We start from the raw sequence: 14,977 nt of genomic DNA on the forward strand, positions 1-14,977 counted from the left end.
CGAGCCAGCGGTTAAGGAGCCATCGCCTCGGCAACTCCCTTTCCACCAGTGCCTGCCCGTCAAGGCCTGCCCCGGCCAGGTAGGAGCGGAACTCGCGGCGGTGCCCGGTGACGACCGCGTCAGGACAACAGCTGCACATTCGTGAGCCCAACAGGCGTCCGGGCATGGTCGAAGTCAACGTAGCGGGGGCCGCCACGGTCGATGAGGCACTCGAGACTGGCGGTCTCTCTCGTAATGGACAGTGCAGCACAGCACAAGATCGGGGTACTGATCACGCGCATCGGAATGGGAAGTTACATCGTCCGTGCCCACCCAGCTGTCCCTTATGGTCTGGTACGCCAACAGCAAGCATAAGGAGCCAGGGACCGGACCCTACTCAAGTGCCCGCCTTGCATGCATTGTGAGAGACGCCGAGCAGGGCCCTCTGAAGCCTCCGGGACACGCGACTGTCGGGGGATGCCGGCCAACGCCAGGATCCCGACAGGGGATCATCGCCACTGCGCCCCCGCCTGCGCTGCGAACCCGCGCCGCGGCAAAGACCCAGCGACAGCGCACCGTCCGCGGGGCTGAGACCGGCACTATCGGTTCACGGAGCTCCTAGACAACGTAGCCAATACAAGGGCGCGTTCGTCAGGTGGGGGTGTATTTCAGCCTGACAGAAGTTCTGAAGGACATGGGGAGCCGCCGCCGACACTGCCGCGGGGGCTTTCCATGTCGCCACCCCCTGGCCGGAGTCAGTTCGCGTGGGGGTCGGCGATGCCGATGTATTGGGTGGTGGTGTACTCCGCGATGCCCTCGGAGCCGCCTTCGCGGCCGAGCCCTGACTGCTTCACGCCGCCGAAGGGTGCTGCGGCGTTGGAGATGACGCCGGCGTTGAAGCCGACCATGCCGAACTCGATCTGCTCGGCCACGCGCAGCAGCCGGTTGAAGTCGCGGCTGTAGATGTAGGACGCGAGGCCGTACTCGGTGTTGTTGGCGAGCCGGACGGCGTCCTCTTCGGTGGTGAAGGTGGTGACGGGGGCGACGGGGCCGAAGATTTCCTGGCGCAGGATCTCGGCGTCGTTGGGCACATTGGTGAGCACGGTGGGCTGGTAGAAGTAGCCGGCCCCCTCCACCGGTGAGCCGCCCGTGACGGCGGTGGCCCCGGCGCCGACGGCGGCGCTCACGAGCGCGTGGACGTCGTCGCGGGCGCCGGCGTCAATGAGCGGGCCGACCTGGGTGCCGGGGTCGGTGCCGCGGCCGGTGGTCAGGGCGCCCATCGCTGCGGCGAACTTCGCGGTGAATTCCGCCGCGACGGATTCCTGGACCAGGAACCGGTTGGCTGCGGTGCAGGCCTCGCCCATGTTGCGCATTTTGGCGGCCATGGCGCCCTCGACGGCCTTGTCCAGGTCGGCGTCCTCGAAGACGATGAACGGTGCGTTGCCGCCGAGCTCCATGGAGGTGCGCAGCACGTTCTGCGCCGCATCGGCCATCAGCCGCTTGCCCACGGGGGTGGAGCCGGTGAAAGAGACCTTCCGCAGCCGCGGATCGGCCAACAGCGGCCCGGAAATCCCGGAGGCGGAGGAAGAGGCGACGACGTTGAGGACCCCGGCGGGGAGGCCGGCGTCGAGCATGGTCTGAGCGAAGAGCTGGGCGGTGAGGGGGGTGAGCTTGGCCGGTTTGAGGACCATGGTGCAGCCCGCGGCGATGGCGGGTGCGACCTTGCGGGTGGCCATCGCCAGGGGGAAGTTCCACGGGGTGATGAGCAGGCACGGTCCCACCGGCTTGTGCTGGACCAGGATCTTGTTCTTGCCCTCGGGCGTGGTGAGGTAGCGGCCGTAGTCGCGGACGGTCTCTTCAGCGAACCAGCGCAGGAACTCGGCGCCGTAGGCGACTTCACCGCGGGCTTCGGCCAGCGGCTTGCCCATTTCCAGGGTCATCAGCAGCGCGAAGTCCTCGGTCCGCTCGGTGACCAGGTCGAAGGCGCGGCGCAGGATCTCGGCCCGTTCGCGCGGTGCCGTGCGGGCCCAGGACGCCTGCGCGGCATGGGCCGCGTCTAACGCAGCGACCGCGTCCCCGCTGGTCGCGGAGGCGAGGGTGGCGAGCACCTCACCGGTGGCGGGGTCGTGCACGTCGAAGGTGCCCCTGTCGGACGCCTCGCGCCACTGGCCGTTGATCAGCAGGCCCGTGGGCACGGAGGCGAGGAGGGAAGTTTCGCGGTCGATCGTCAAAGTCGTGGTTTCAGCCATGTCGGCTCCTTAGGATGCGTGGCTCGATGTCTCGGGGTTCGCTGCGCTGAGTACGCGGCTGTTTTGAGACGGGAATGTTAGGAAATGGGCGAGGGACCATTTGTGGACGTTTTGGACGTCCTGGTTCAGTTGTTCGGTCAGGGACTGGATGTTCTCGAAGGCACGCTGTGGCCGGAGCTTGGTGGCGAGTTCGACACGGATTCTTTGTCCGTAGAGGTCTTCGTTGACGCCTAGTAGATGAGCTTCCAGCAGTCGCTGCCCCTTCTCGGCGTAGAACGTCCGGCGGCGGCCGATGGACACCGCGGCCGGGACCTGCCGGTTCGGCTCAATTCGCACGATCGCTCCCCAGACCCCGTCCTCGATGTGTTCGTTGTCGAGGGGGATGTTGGCGGTGGGGAAACCGAGGAGTCTGCCGCGTTGGTCGCCGTGTTCAACGGTTCCTTCGATGACTATCACTTTTGTTGTTTCCTTGGAGCGTCTGGCGTCGCGGCCTGGATGACGGTGTCCAGCCAGGGAACGCGGTTGGAGAACCGGCTGATTTTGGACGGGACGCTCCAGCGGTAGGCGTCATGTTCGTCGTTGATCGTTAGTCTGCGGCGTGTGGTTGTCGCAGTGAAGGTGTGCACCAGCCAGGGGTTTCCCTTGTGGTCGGGAATCAGGAGCTGTTCTCCGCGTTGAAAATCGGCGAGGTCCTCTCGCGTGAGTCCTGCTTCTTCCTCGAGTTCGGTCAGGGCTTGCTGTTCGGGGGTGACGTTCGGCTCGAGGTACCCGGTGATGCAGTGCCAGAGACCGCGTTCGTGTCCGACGGACTGGCTGCGCTTGAAGAGGGCGATCCGGCCGCGCCACTGAACGACGGTGGCGATGACCTCGCGTGGAAGGTCTGCCGTGGCGTTGCGGTCTTCAGGGACCGTCGTTTGCAATGTCAGGGTGCTCATGTGGTGCTCCGGTGTGGCGGGTTTTCACAGGCGGGACTAGGCGTTCCGCACTGTACGGGTAAGGAACTGGTCACTGGTCATCACTTCGCACATCGGTGAGAGGAGTTCCAGGAGCGCCAGTGTCTGCTGCTGGGCTTGATCGGTGACGGCGGCACAGGCATCGGAGATGACGGTGACGAACCGTCCGGCGTCAACGGCGCCAAGGGCGGTGGACAGGACACAGCAGTCGGTGGCTACCCCGGTCAGGACCATTTCGGTCCCTTCCGGGATGAGGGCTGCCAGCTGGGGTCCCCACTTGGAGAACGTCGGCCCATCGACCACCGTTGCCGTGCCTGGGACATTCATGGTGATGTCCCAAGCGTTGGAATCGGTAGGGAACCGCATCTCGTTCCATCGCTGGTAGTAAGCGGCCCAGGCACCGTGTTCGGTCTCGTCGCGGACGAAACGGGTGAACACGGCGCCGGATCCGAGTTCTTGCTGGAGCTGTTCGATAACGGGGACGATCTCGTCGTAGCGGGGAACCTGCCATTGCCCCTCGTCCTGGAAAACTCGCTGCATGTCGATGACGACGAGCTTGGGCGCGCCTGGGCCAGGGGCGGGTGTCACAGGGTCCGTCCGGCGGGGGTGCGGTCCAGCATCTCGTGGCCGGAGAGGCGCTGGCGCCGGTGGGTGGCGAAGTAGACGGCGGCCGCGACGGCTGCTCCGACGTAGTAGGAGAGGTCGCCGATCTGGGGAATGGCGGCGGCGATGGGGCCGGTGTAAATGGAGGACATCCAGAAGGGGGAGGACAGTGCGACGCCGGCGGCCCAGGCCACGAAGCCCCATTCGAATTTGCGGGACTTGTCGAAGAGTTCGCGCAGGCCGCGTTCGGTGCGGCGGCCTCCGAACAGGTAGTCGCACACCAGGACGGCGACGTAGGGGGCGATGCAGTATGCGGTCAGGTTCAGGAAGGCGGTGAATCCTTCGTTGAAGCCTTCCTGTCCCCACAGCGCGACCAGGTAGGAAGCGACGCAGATGAACACGACGCCGATGTGGCGTTTGACGGGGACACCCATGGTCTGGATGGAAATGGCGCCGCCGTACACGTTCAGGAAGTTTTGGGTGAAGGAGGACAGGGCGACGACGCCGAGGCCGACGGCGGCCCAGGGGCCCATTGTTTCTTTGAGTGCGCCGATGCTGTCAGTTGCGGTGGTCGTGGAGCCGAGCAGTGTCCCGAGGATTCCCATCCAGACCAGGGTGATGAAGTTTCCGAGCATGGTGGCCCAGCCGGCGCCGCGGCGGTTGCCGGGGGTGTTGGGAAGGTATCGGGAGTAGTCGGAGGCGAAGGGCATCCAGGCGACGATGAAGGAGAAGAACCAGCCGAAGAAGATGATCCATCCGCCTACGCCGTCGAAGCCTTTGGCGGATTCGTTGAAGGTGTTCTCGATGCGTCCGTTGGCGGCGGCTATCACGGTGATGAAGATGAAGCCGATTACCAGCACGAAGGACAGGATGCGCTGCAGGAAGTGGATGAGGTTGTAGCCAATGACGGCAACGACGAGCTGGATGGCCATCAGAACCAGGGATGAGATCCAGAAAGGAATATTCGTCAGCAGCGCGATGGCTTTGCCGCCGAGGATCACTGTGACGGCGGCCCAGCCGATGCCGGCGAACACATTCACGTACGCCACGGGGAACAGGTTGCCGATGAATCCAAGAGGCCCCCGGCCCTGCATCTGTTGCGGAACTCCGAGCCGGACGCCCATGGCCGAGAGGTATCCCATGCCGGCGGATGAAATTACCCCGGCGAGGATGATGGCCAGGACTGCGGCCCAGAAGGGCAGTCCGAAGTAGGTGGCGCTGAAGCCCAGGACCACGATGGGGAAGTTCATTCCTGCGGCGAACCAGAGGAAGAACTGGGAGCGTGGTTTCCCGTGGCGTTCGACGTCGGGGATGTGTTCGATGCCGTAGGGCTCGATTTTGGTGAGGCTGTTGCGGTAACCGCGGTCTTCGGCGACGCTGTCGTCGGCAGCGCGGAGGGTGTCAGGGCTCATCTTTGTGTCCTAATGTGGGAAGCGCACCTATGGTGCGCTGCTTGCGAGCAGGTTGGGTCGGCGCGGCTGGTGCCTGTCGGAGGGTGGTCAGCCGCGCCGGCCTTTTTAGAGTTCGGCGAGTTCAGCGCCGTCGAAGAAGTGACCGGCCTTGTAGACCATCGGCGCGGTGCTGCTGGTTTCCGCGTGCCGGACCCGGCAGATAAAGACCGTGTGGGTCTTCGCCTGGAACCGTTCCTGGATTTCCGCTTCCAGGGAAGCTGCGGAACCGTCCAGCAGGGGGCTTCCCTTGGGTCCTTCGTGCCAGTCGAGTTCGGCGAACTTGTTGGGTGCCTTGGAGGCGAAAACCTTGACGGTGTCCAGCTGTTCGGTGCCGAGGATGTTGATGCCGAGGTGGCTGGAGGAGAAGAGAGCAGAATAGGTGCTCGAGGTCTTCTGGACGCAGACGAGCACCAGGGGTGGTTCGAGGGAGACCGAGCAGTACGAGTTGGCCGCGAGCCCTTTGGGGGTTTGGCCTTCCTTGGTGGTCACGACCGTGACGCCGGTGATGAACTGGCGGTTGAAGGACTTCATCAGGTCCGGGTCCAGTTCCGGGAAGTCCTCGCCGTCCGAGGTGGCCGGCGTGGCGATGCCGCGCAGGGGCCTGATGCCGAGGCCGGCAAGCAGTTCGCTTCCGTCCCAGGTCACAGACTCTGTGAGGATCTTCCCGTTTTCAACGGTGAGGATGTTTGAGCCCCGGGTCTGGACGGTGAGTCCAGTTGCGGGAACCCCGAGGTATTCGTTGGTGTGGGTGCCGGTGGAGGTCCAGAAGACGGCGACCGTGCCATCCCCTTCGACGACGTCATCGACCGTGGTGCGCAGGTCGGGGAAGGCTTCCCGGATCGCTGCGATCTCTGACTTAAGGCCGGCAAGATCAACGGTTGCGCCCGTGGCCTTGCTGGTGCGCGTGTAACCGGGGGCTACCAGACGGTCCAGGGCATCAAGGTCGCCCTTGTCCCAGGCTGCCAGCCACGCCGATGTGATGAGCGATTCCAAGGTCTGTTGCATACCAATGAAGGTAATCCAGCTCACAAGAAAAGGTCAAGAGGGACGGCGAAAAGGGCTAATTTCCTTGGCAGCGGCGGGTTTTTGTAAATCTCACCCTCCGCCTATTGACGCTCTGATGCATGCAACATAGGCTGTCATGTATGCAAGATGATTTCGCAACAGTCAATGAGGTGGCGGAACAGGACGGACTCCTGTATCGCATCCGCCGGCTCGTCCTCAGCGGCGACTTCCCTCCGGGGGCTGTCGTTCCTGAGGCCTTCCTCGCGCAGGAGTTCGACGTGAGCAGGACACCGATCCGGGAAGCGCTGAAGCAGCTTCAGCATGAAGGTCTCGTGGAGATCCGCCCGAAAGTCGGCACCTTCGTTCGGGAGCCCACGCGCAGGGAGATCATCGAGCTTTTCCAGCTCAAGGAATCCATGGAGGGACTGGCCGCCTCCCTGCTGGCCCGCCGTGGGGAGGTTCCGGAGCTCGCTATATTGCGGCGGAACCTTGAAGAATCGGAAATGGTCTCGCTTACACACGACACCGACGCCTATGCCCGGCTTGTCCACGAGTTTCACTGGACCATCGTCCGCGGCTCGGATAACCGCAAACTCGTGGAGCACTACGAGCGGCTCATGAACCAGCTCGCCTACCAGCGGCTGGTCCTGCGCACGGTTGAACATCCCGGCAGGCTTGAAGCCTCCACCCGTGAACACCGTGCGGTTCTGGAAATGATCGAACACAAAGACCCCTTTGGAGCCGAATCCGCCATGAGGAACCACGTTCACGCCTCCTCGCGGGAGGCTCTGAGCGACCCGGCAACCGACCCCCGGAGTTGAACGACCCCTTACGAAAGGAAGCCATGCGCTTCTCCACGACTGAAGAGATTCGATGATGAACGACCAAAGATTCGGCATCCGCAAGATTGTGTACTACAGCGAGGAAATCCTGGTCGAGAACGGTCTCGCCCCGGCCGTCCCGGCAGTCCGCGCAACCGCAGCAGCAGTGGTCACCAACCCGTGGGTGGATGGGCAGCCGACCGATGACCTCAGCGAGGAAGTAGTCCAGCTCGCTCCGGTGCTGGCACGCAAGCTCACTGACGTGCTCGCTGAGAACCTCGGCGGCGTCGAGGCCATCCAGGCCTTCGGCAAAGCAGCGATCGTGGGCACAGACGGCGAGATCGAGCATGGCGCCGCGCTCATCCACACACCCTTCTTCGGCAACCTCGTCCGGGAATACTTCGAGGGGGAGTCAATCATCTGCTTCGCCGATGACCGCGGCGACGCCGGCGCCTCACTCGTCGTCCCGCTGTGGCACAAGAACGCCGCAGCCACCCGCACGCACTACCAAACCATCACCACCCGCGTCAGTGACGCACCCCGCCCGGGAGAGATCGTCGTCGTTCTCGGAGCCTCCACAGGTCCCCGGCCACACCCCCGGATCGGTGACCGCCTCACCGACCCCATCGTCAAAGCAGACACGCTAGGAGAACTTGTTTCATGAGCATCCGTAAGATCGTCACCGTCACCGAAGACGTCCTCACTGAAGGAGGACGGGAAGTCAGCCCGGCAGCAAGAGTCGCCGTCGTCGCTGCCATCATCAAGAACCCGTGGACCGGGCAGGGATTCGTTGAAAACCTTTCCGAGGGCATCGACGCCAACGCCTCCGACCTCGGCGCGCTGCTCGCCCCACGCGTGCTCGAGGCCCTCGGCGCCCCGGCGGAAGCGTACGGCAAGGCAGCCATCGTCGGGCTCAACGGCGAAATCGAGCACGGCTCGGGACTCATCCACACACTTGCCTTCGGAAACCACTTCCGCGACGCCGCCAACGCCACGACGCTCCTGCCGGCAGTGGAAAAGCGAGGCCCGGCCGGTGTCATCTTCGATATCCCGCTCAAGCACATCACCGACGCGACGATCCGCTCCCACCACCAGAGCATCGAGGTCAGGATCAACGACGCACCCCATGCCGATGAAATCGTGATCGCCCTCGCCGCCGCTGCCCAGGGCCGGCCCCAGCAACGCCTGGCAGCCTTCTCCACCGAAAAGAACTGAGGTGCCATCCGCCGTGAGCCGTGAGCGTGTAGCACTGATCCACGGGGTGGGACTGGACGGATCGATGTGGAATCCCCTCCGCGAATACCTCGAACCCGAATACGACGTCCAAATCCTTGAACTGCTCGGACACGGACACCGTCCGCCGGCGCCCGAAGGAATCACGCTTGCCGAGCTCGCGGCGGACGTCGCCGAACGACTCGAACCGAACACCCATCTGGTGGGATTCTCGCTCGGAGCCCTGATCGCCCAGCACCTGGCCCGGTACCGCCCCGACCTGGTTGCCAGCCTCGTGTCGGTCGCATCCGTGTGTGCCCGCACATCCCAGGAGCACGCCGCCGTCATGGTCCGGCTGGCCTCCGCCGAAACAGATTTTCCGGCAACAATCGAGGCATCCATCCGCCGCTGGTACCCCGAAGACTCCGCCGTCCCGGCAGAACTTATCCACGCCACGCGCGAGGTGCTGCAAAGGAACAACCCAAAGTCCTTCCTGGCCTGCTACCGCGTCTTCGCCACCGCCGACGCTGAAATCGCACCCGAACTGCCGCTGATCAGCGTTCCCTCCCATGCCGTGACGGGCGAGCTTGACCCGGGCTCAACACCGGAAATGAGCGCGCGGCTTGCAGCGGCCATTCCCGGCTGCACCTACTGCATCATCCCCGGCGCACGTCACATGATGCCGGTCGAGCGTCCCCAGGACCTCGCCCACACACTGACCGCCTTTATCAAGGAGCATTCAGATGTCCATTGAACTCCGCTACGACCACTTCATCGGGGGTACCTGGTCCGCTCCCGCCGGCGGCGAATACTTCCCCAGCACCAACCCCGCAACACTCGAGGTGCTCTACCAGGCAGCACGCGGAACAGAGGAAGACGTCCGCCGCGCCGTCGCCGCAGCCAAAGATGCCTTCGAGTCCCCGCTGTGGCGCGACCTCACGGCCACCAGGCGCGGCCACCTCCTCCGCCGCCTGGGTGACCTGATCGGCGAGCACGCAGACGAACTCGCCGAACTCGAAACCCTGGATAACGGCAAGCTCCTGCGTGAGATGCGCGGCCAGCTCGCCTCCCTGCCCGAATACCTCTACTACTACGCCGGTCTCGCCGACAAGGTCCAGGGCAGCCAGATCCCCACCAACTCGATCACCATGCTGAACTACACCCAGCGCGAACCCCTCGGGGTCGTCGGGGCCATCACACCATGGAACTCGCCCCTGACGCTGACCACGTCCAAGCTCGCCCCCGCCCTGGCGGCCGGCAACACCGTGGTCATCAAACCCAGCGAATACACCTCCCGGACCATCCTCCGGGTCGCCGAACTCGCCTCCCAGGCCGGGTTCCCCGACGGCGTCGTGAATGTTGTTACCGGCTTCGGCCAGGAAGCCGGGGCCGCCCTGGTCAGCCACCGCGACCTGGCCAAGATCTCCTTCACCGGCTCGACCCAGACCGGGGCGCGCATCGCCGCCGAGACGGCCTCCCGCTTTATCGGGTCCACCCTGGAACTCGGGGGCAAGAGCCCCAACATCGTGTTCGAGGACGCGGACGTATCCAACGCCGCGATGGGCGTCATCGCCGGAATCTTCGCCGCCGCCGGCCAGACCTGCATCGCCGGCAGCCGTGTCTTCGCCCACCGCAGCGTCTACGACGAACTCGTCGAACGCGTCGCCGAACGCGCAGCATCCATCATCATCGGCGACCCGCGCCTGGCCACCACCGAACTGGGCCCGCTCGCCTTCGGCGCCCAACTGGACAAGGTCAGCTCCTACGTGGACCTCGGTGTCAGCGAAGGCGCCACGGTGCGGACAGGAGGCAAACGCCCCGTCACCGACCTTCCCGGCTACTTCTTCGCCCCCACCGTCCTGACCGACGTGAACAACTCCATGCGGGTTGTCCGGGAAGAGATCTTCGGCCCGGTCGCCGCGATCATGCCCTTCGATTCCGAGGACGAGGTGGTGGGCCTGGCCAACGACACCGAATACGGACTCGCCGCCGGAATCTGGACCCAGAACCTGGCACGCGCCCACCGGATGGCACGCAGGCTTGAAGCCGGAACCGTGTGGGTCAACACGTACCGGGCCATGTCCCCGATGTCACCGCGCCAGGGCTTCAAAAACTCAGGAGTCGGCATCGAGCACGGACTGGAGTCCATGAACGAATACACCCGCCTCAAGAGCGTCTGGATCAACACCGACGAAGGCCCCGTCTCCGATCCATTCATCATGCGCAGCTGAAAGAAACCCACATGCCACTCATCGAAGTATCGATCGCCCGGGGCCGCAGCCCCGAACAGCTCCGCTCCCTCATCAACGAGCTCCACCAGGCAGCGGAAAAGGCCGTCGGTGCTGTACCCGAAAACACCACCGTCATCATCCGCGAAATTGAGCACGAACACTGGTCCCGCGGCAACCAGACGATCGCCGAACGCAACGCCGCAGCCACGAACTAGCTGCAGCACTAACCGTGCCCCGGCGGACCACCGCCAACAAAGGAGTTATCAATGCGCTTTTCCCTCTTTGTCCATATGGAACGCTGGGACGAATCCGTCTCGCACCAGGAATGCTTCGAGAACCTGACCGAACTCACGCTCATGGCCGAGGCTGGCGGTTTCAGCACCGTCTGGATCGGCGAGCACCACTCGATGGAATACACCATCTCACCCAGCCCCATACCGCAGCTCGCCTACCTCGCAGCACGGACATCAAAGATCCGCCTCGGCGCGGGAACCATCATCGCTCCCTTCTGGAACCCGCTCCGGGTCGCCGGAGAGTGCGCCCTCCTGGACGTCATCAGCAACGGGCGGATGGAAGTGGGCCTGGCCCGGGGCGCCTACCAGTTCGAATTCGACCGCCTGATGGGAGGCATGTCAGCCGTCGACGGCGGCAAGCACCTCCGCGAACTCGTTCCGGCAGTGCGCAAGCTGTGGGAAGGCGACTACGCCCACGACGGCGAAGTCTGGCAGTTCCCCACATCGACGAGCGTCCCCAAGCCCGTGCAAAAGCCGACCCCGCCGATGTGGATTGCCGCCCGCGATATCTCCTCGCACGAGTTCGCCGTCGAGAATGGTTGCAACGTGATGGTGACCCCACTGATGAAGGGGGACGAGGAGGTCGAGGACCTGGCACGCAAGTTCGACTCCGCTGTCGAGAAGAACCCCGGCATTCCCCGCCCGGACCTCATGGTCCTGCGCCACACCCACGTCCACTCCGCAGACGAGCCCGAAGGCTGGCGCCGCCCGGCCGAAGGCATCAACAAGTTCTACCGGACCTTCGATGCCTGGTTCGGCAACAAGACCACCCCGAAGAATGGTTTCCTGGAGCCCAGCCCCGAGGAAAAGTTCGCTGACCGCCCCGAGTTCACGCCGGAGTCCCTCCACAAAACAGCCATGATCGGAACCCCCGACGAGCTCATCGAACGGCTCCGGAAGTACGAGGCCCTCGGCGTCACCGAATTCAGCGTCTGGTCCGACAACAGCCTCACCCACGAGGAAAAGAAGCGCTCCCTTGAGCTCTTCATCGAGCACGTCGTGCCGGCCTTCCAGGAGCAGACCGCCGTCGTCTCAGGCTGACGTCTCCTGCCTGCACGCCGACGCGATTGTGCCCAAACAGCCGGCTTCCAGGAAGCCGGCCGTTTGGGCACAAGTGCAGTCACCCTCCCGTTGCTTGAAGACCGATAATTGCGATTCCGTCAAGCAAACGGCCGCTGTCAGGTTGCGGTGTAGCCCATAGAGAAAAGACAATCTCCTGCTCACGCGGGTAGGTGGTTTTAGAGAATCTATTTAGAGAGCAGCCGGCATTCAGGACGGATATGTGTAAGGCTTTATGGACGGCGCGCGACCAAGTTGTCGTGTCCTCTCGTTCACCTTCGCACGATCTACTCGCGGGACTCCCGAGTTGTGCCGCATGGCACTTCATGGTCGACGCGAACGGTGTACTTGCCGTAATCGCGTTGTATGACCAGAATTCTCTGCCTGCGTTCAAGAGCGGCGGGAAGGAGTCTGCTGATGGCAACGTCAAGCTTCTCGTCTCTGCTTTGGGGCTCCTCCAAAGTGATGACTTCAAGGGAAAGAGGAAGCGCCGGGGGGCTTGGGAGCAGGCCGCTGCCCGTTAGCGAGGAGGCGGCGCTGGCTTCCGGTTCATACAACTTGTAGGACATATGTCCTCCTTTACTGGGTCGACCAGAGAGTACGGTCGGAATTGCCGTTTATGTGGTTTCCTGCCGGATCACCCACCTGCGTGCAGTCCTCTCGTCTGGTAAGGGAAGCTTCCACCCGACTGCATATGAGGCCGAGTCCTGGGTCTTCTTCTGCAAGGAATTCAATGATCGGCCGAGGGGCGTCAGATTGGGGTGTGCTTGAGACTGACGAGAGAGCAAGGGGATTGCGCCGTGAAAGGGCTGCGGCAGGAGATGGAGAACACCCTGCTGCCGGTGTGAATGTTGGCTGCGATCGGTGTATGACCATGCTCGGCCCCGTGATACCGGGCCAGCTCGGCTTATAGCGGGGCCCCAGCACATTCCTCGCGAGCTGGTTCACCAGCCACCAGGGCCCACAAGGCTCACGCCCAGTTCCTTAGCCTGCGCGAGCAACTGCTCTGTAAGCTCCTTCTGATCGATGGTCTCTCTCCCGTCAGGGATCGATCATCAACCCTGTTATTGCGGTCGTGGACTCTGACACGGTCGTCTCCTGTCGGATCAGGGCGGACCCCGCACACAGTTATTCAGACTCCGTTACGGGTATTGCTGCCAAATATGCGTGACTAAGGTGTGCATCTCACTGGCGCACTGGCAACATCGAGCGCCAGGACAACCCACGCTAGTCCTTCAGAGTCGGGCCCCACTCATCCGACCAGTGACCGTTTCACACTTGTAGTGGAGTCCGATCCAGGGTGACGCGATCAGCTCATAGTCGGGGGAGCCCTCCAGAGGTTCTTCTTTTCTGGATTCACTCGTTGTTTCATCCACTGTCTTTGCCTTCCCGGTGAGGAGCCGCGCATACGTTAGTGTCTAGCCGGCGGTGCCGTGGTCGAAGCAATGAAAGGCGTGCTATACATCGGATAGGGTGCTCACCGCGCAGACTGCACCCTCGGCGCTGCGGGCCTCGGCACCGTTTTCCAGACCACTCGGCCCTGGGACGATGGAGAATGTCTGTGGCTTGGTCATCGGGGAGGCAAGCCGGTAACCGAAGGTCTTCCCGACCAGGTCAATCCCTTCCCGACGCATGTGTTCCCCCATCATCAGGGCCAGAAGGGGGCCGTGGATGACCAGCCCGTCGTAGCCCTCGTTCAGGCACCAGTCGCGGTCATAGTGAATCCTGTGTGCGTTGTACGTCAACGCGGAGAACCGGAACAAAAGCCTTTCGTCGACTCCTTGCCTCAACACTGGGCCCGCGGGCGGGGCCGGCGGGGTCGGGGGTTGGGGCAGGGTGCCGGTTCCTGAAGCGCGGTAGACGATGTCCTGTTCTTCACGAATCAGGAGCTCGTGGGTTTGGAAGATGTCATGGCGAACGGTAGTAAACGTCAGCGGTCCGGTCCGGCCTACCTTCTCGATTGACCTGGCCACGGAAATGACCTTTTTCGCCGGCTCACCAATCGTGAGCTGCCCGAAGGTCGAAACCCGGCCACCGGCGAACATTCTGCGCCGGTCAGGTCCTGGAGGTGCTGGAATGCCGACTGTGGGGTGCCCGTCCGGCCCGAGCTCACTCTCTCGGCTGCGCTCCAACAGGTAGAGCCAATGCCACAGTGGAGGGACGGTGGCGCCGACGCCGAAGGGTATGTCGATGTTGATGGCTGCAGCGAGGGATTCCACCGGTTCCGCAGCGATGTACTCCGTGCGTTCGATGCGGTCGGTCAGGGTATTTGCTGTCATGTTAGGTCTCTATCTTGGTCGCGTAGGTGGTAGCGCTGAGTGCCGCGATGAGGTTGTCGATGGAGGGTGAAGAATCAAGGTTTTCCACTGCGTCGATGAGCTTCGCGGTGGTTTCTTCACCGTAGGGGCGGAGGAGAGCACGTGCCTTGGCGACAACTTCGGCGTGGGTCATGGGGTTCTCTTCGGAGCCCTTGGCGTCCGTCGGATTCCCGGCCAGGAGAGTGATCTTTTCGCCGTCGATCAGCTCGAAATCAAGGCGGGGGCCGTCCTCGAGCTGGATCGATTCGTCGAGCACCATCGAGATCTTGGCGAAGATCTCCTGGATCCGGGGCTCTGCGATGCGGGGCGGGTCGAATTGCTCCAGCCCGACAGAACGGTTCTCCAGCGCCACGCTGATGGCGTAGGGCAGGCTGAACTGGGCATCGAAAACTGTCTCGATGGGATCGACGTTGAGCATGTTGATCGCTGTCTCCCCGGCGGTCACTGTGATGGAGCGGATGTTCGCGGGCTGCAGATCACGTTCAGCGATCAGTTTCATCACTGCATCAACCGCTGAGTGGCTGCCTCGGCAACATGCGTAGGGCTTCAAATAGGACGTGGAGACATTGAAGGTCTCGCCAAGACGGCCAAGGACTCGTTCGGGGAAACCGTGGCCGTCCCCGTAGGTGGCATAGATTCCACCCCATGGTGCCTCGAAGATCCGATGGGGTCCGGTGACACCCGCCCTGGCGCGCTGGAATTCATGTCCTCCAGCGTGGAGGGGCCTATCTCCCTGATCGCCCACGAACCCCTGCGCCTGAGCCCCGAGGCCTACCGGGACAAACTGACCTCCGCGATCGAAG

The 14,977-nt window shown here is 63.4% G+C and carries 16 protein-coding genes; 7 read left to right on the forward strand and 9 right to left on the reverse strand.

The features are described from left to right. Nucleotides 1-734: 734 nt before the first annotated feature. The 6 genes from Y706_RS0119665 to Y706_RS0119690 form a co-directional block, all read right to left on the reverse strand. The gene (locus Y706_RS0119665) at nt 735-2,228 is read right to left on the reverse strand and encodes an NAD-dependent succinate-semialdehyde dehydrogenase (RefSeq protein WP_028277933.1); all 1,494 of its coding nucleotides are present in this window, start codon (nt 2,226-2,228) and stop codon (nt 735-737) included. A gap of 9 nt (nt 2,229-2,237) precedes the next feature. Further along, the gene (locus tag Y706_RS26610; RefSeq protein ID WP_043436574.1) at nt 2,238-2,684 is read right to left on the reverse strand and encodes a riboflavin kinase; all 447 of its coding nucleotides are present in this window, start codon (nt 2,682-2,684) and stop codon (nt 2,238-2,240) included. Continuing rightward, the gene (locus Y706_RS0119675) at nt 2,681-3,163 is read right to left on the reverse strand and encodes an NUDIX domain-containing protein (protein WP_028277934.1); all 483 of its coding nucleotides are present in this window, start codon (nt 3,161-3,163) and stop codon (nt 2,681-2,683) included. The genes Y706_RS26610 and Y706_RS0119675 overlap by 4 nt, the downstream gene beginning before the upstream one ends. 36 nt (nt 3,164-3,199) lie before the next feature. Next, nucleotides 3,200-3,769, reverse strand: coding sequence for a cysteine hydrolase family protein (locus Y706_RS0119680; protein ID WP_028277935.1), 570 nt, complete (start codon nt 3,767-3,769; stop codon nt 3,200-3,202). Next, on the reverse strand, nt 3,766-5,196 hold the full coding sequence (locus Y706_RS0119685; RefSeq protein ID WP_028277936.1) for a purine-cytosine permease family protein: 1,431 nt from the start codon (nt 5,194-5,196) through the stop codon (nt 3,766-3,768). The genes Y706_RS0119680 and Y706_RS0119685 overlap by 4 nt, the downstream gene beginning before the upstream one ends. A 105-nt stretch (nt 5,197-5,301) precedes the next feature. Continuing rightward, nucleotides 5,302-6,240 (reverse strand): flavin reductase, encoded by a 939-nt coding sequence (locus Y706_RS0119690; RefSeq protein ID WP_028277937.1) that lies wholly within the window; start codon nt 6,238-6,240, stop codon nt 5,302-5,304. Nucleotides 6,241-6,380: 140 nt separating this feature from the next. Here Y706_RS0119690 and Y706_RS0119695 point away from each other — a divergent pair, with 140 nt between their 5' ends. From Y706_RS0119695 to Y706_RS0119725, 7 genes are read left to right on the forward strand one after another with little or no spacing between them, the layout of a single operon-like run. Continuing rightward, nucleotides 6,381-7,061, forward strand: a complete 681-nt coding sequence (locus Y706_RS0119695; RefSeq protein WP_028277938.1) for a GntR family transcriptional regulator — start codon at nt 6,381-6,383, stop codon at nt 7,059-7,061. 52 nt (nt 7,062-7,113) lie between these two features. Next, the gene (locus Y706_RS0119700) at nt 7,114-7,725 is read left to right on the forward strand and encodes an amino acid synthesis family protein (RefSeq protein ID WP_216699156.1); all 612 of its coding nucleotides are present in this window, start codon (nt 7,114-7,116) and stop codon (nt 7,723-7,725) included. Further along, the gene (locus tag Y706_RS0119705) at nt 7,722-8,276 is read left to right on the forward strand and encodes an amino acid synthesis family protein (protein ID WP_028277940.1); all 555 of its coding nucleotides are present in this window, start codon (nt 7,722-7,724) and stop codon (nt 8,274-8,276) included. Before Y706_RS0119700 ends, Y706_RS0119705 begins: the two co-directional genes overlap by 4 nt. Before the next feature lie 13 nt (nt 8,277-8,289). Continuing rightward, entirely contained in the window at nt 8,290-9,027 is a 738-nt protein-coding gene (locus Y706_RS0119710; protein WP_028277941.1) for an alpha/beta fold hydrolase, read from the forward strand. Further along, complete coding sequence (locus tag Y706_RS0119715; RefSeq protein WP_028277942.1) at nt 9,017-10,504, forward strand: aldehyde dehydrogenase; 1,488 nt, start codon at nt 9,017-9,019, stop codon at nt 10,502-10,504. The genes Y706_RS0119710 and Y706_RS0119715 overlap by 11 nt, the downstream gene beginning before the upstream one ends. Nucleotides 10,505-10,515: 11 nt before the next feature. Beyond that, nucleotides 10,516-10,719, forward strand: a complete 204-nt coding sequence (locus tag Y706_RS0119720) for a tautomerase family protein (RefSeq protein WP_028277943.1) — start codon at nt 10,516-10,518, stop codon at nt 10,717-10,719. Between the two features lie 51 nt (nt 10,720-10,770). Then, complete coding sequence (locus Y706_RS0119725; protein ID WP_028277944.1) at nt 10,771-11,838, forward strand: LLM class flavin-dependent oxidoreductase; 1,068 nt, start codon at nt 10,771-10,773, stop codon at nt 11,836-11,838. 305 nt (nt 11,839-12,143) lie between these two features. Here Y706_RS0119725 and Y706_RS28980 read toward each other — a convergent pair whose 3' ends face one another. The 3 genes from Y706_RS28980 to Y706_RS30465 form a co-directional block, all read right to left on the reverse strand. Beyond that, on the reverse strand, nt 12,144-12,425 hold the full coding sequence (locus Y706_RS28980; RefSeq protein ID WP_028277945.1) for a hypothetical protein: 282 nt from the start codon (nt 12,423-12,425) through the stop codon (nt 12,144-12,146). Between the two features lie 888 nt (nt 12,426-13,313). After that, entirely contained in the window at nt 13,314-14,135 is an 822-nt protein-coding gene (locus Y706_RS0119740; protein WP_028277946.1) for an HTD2 family dehydratase, read from the reverse strand. Between the two features lies 1 nt (nt 14,136). Further along, a complete protein-coding gene (locus Y706_RS30465; RefSeq protein ID WP_084476283.1) occupies nt 14,137-14,919 on the reverse strand; it encodes an MmgE/PrpD family protein in 783 nt (260 codons plus the stop codon). Between the last annotated feature and the right edge of the window lie 58 nt (nt 14,920-14,977).

The organism is Arthrobacter sp. I3 (assembly GCF_000520575.1).
GTDB lineage: Bacteria > Actinomycetota > Actinomycetes > Actinomycetales > Micrococcaceae > Arthrobacter > Arthrobacter humicola_A.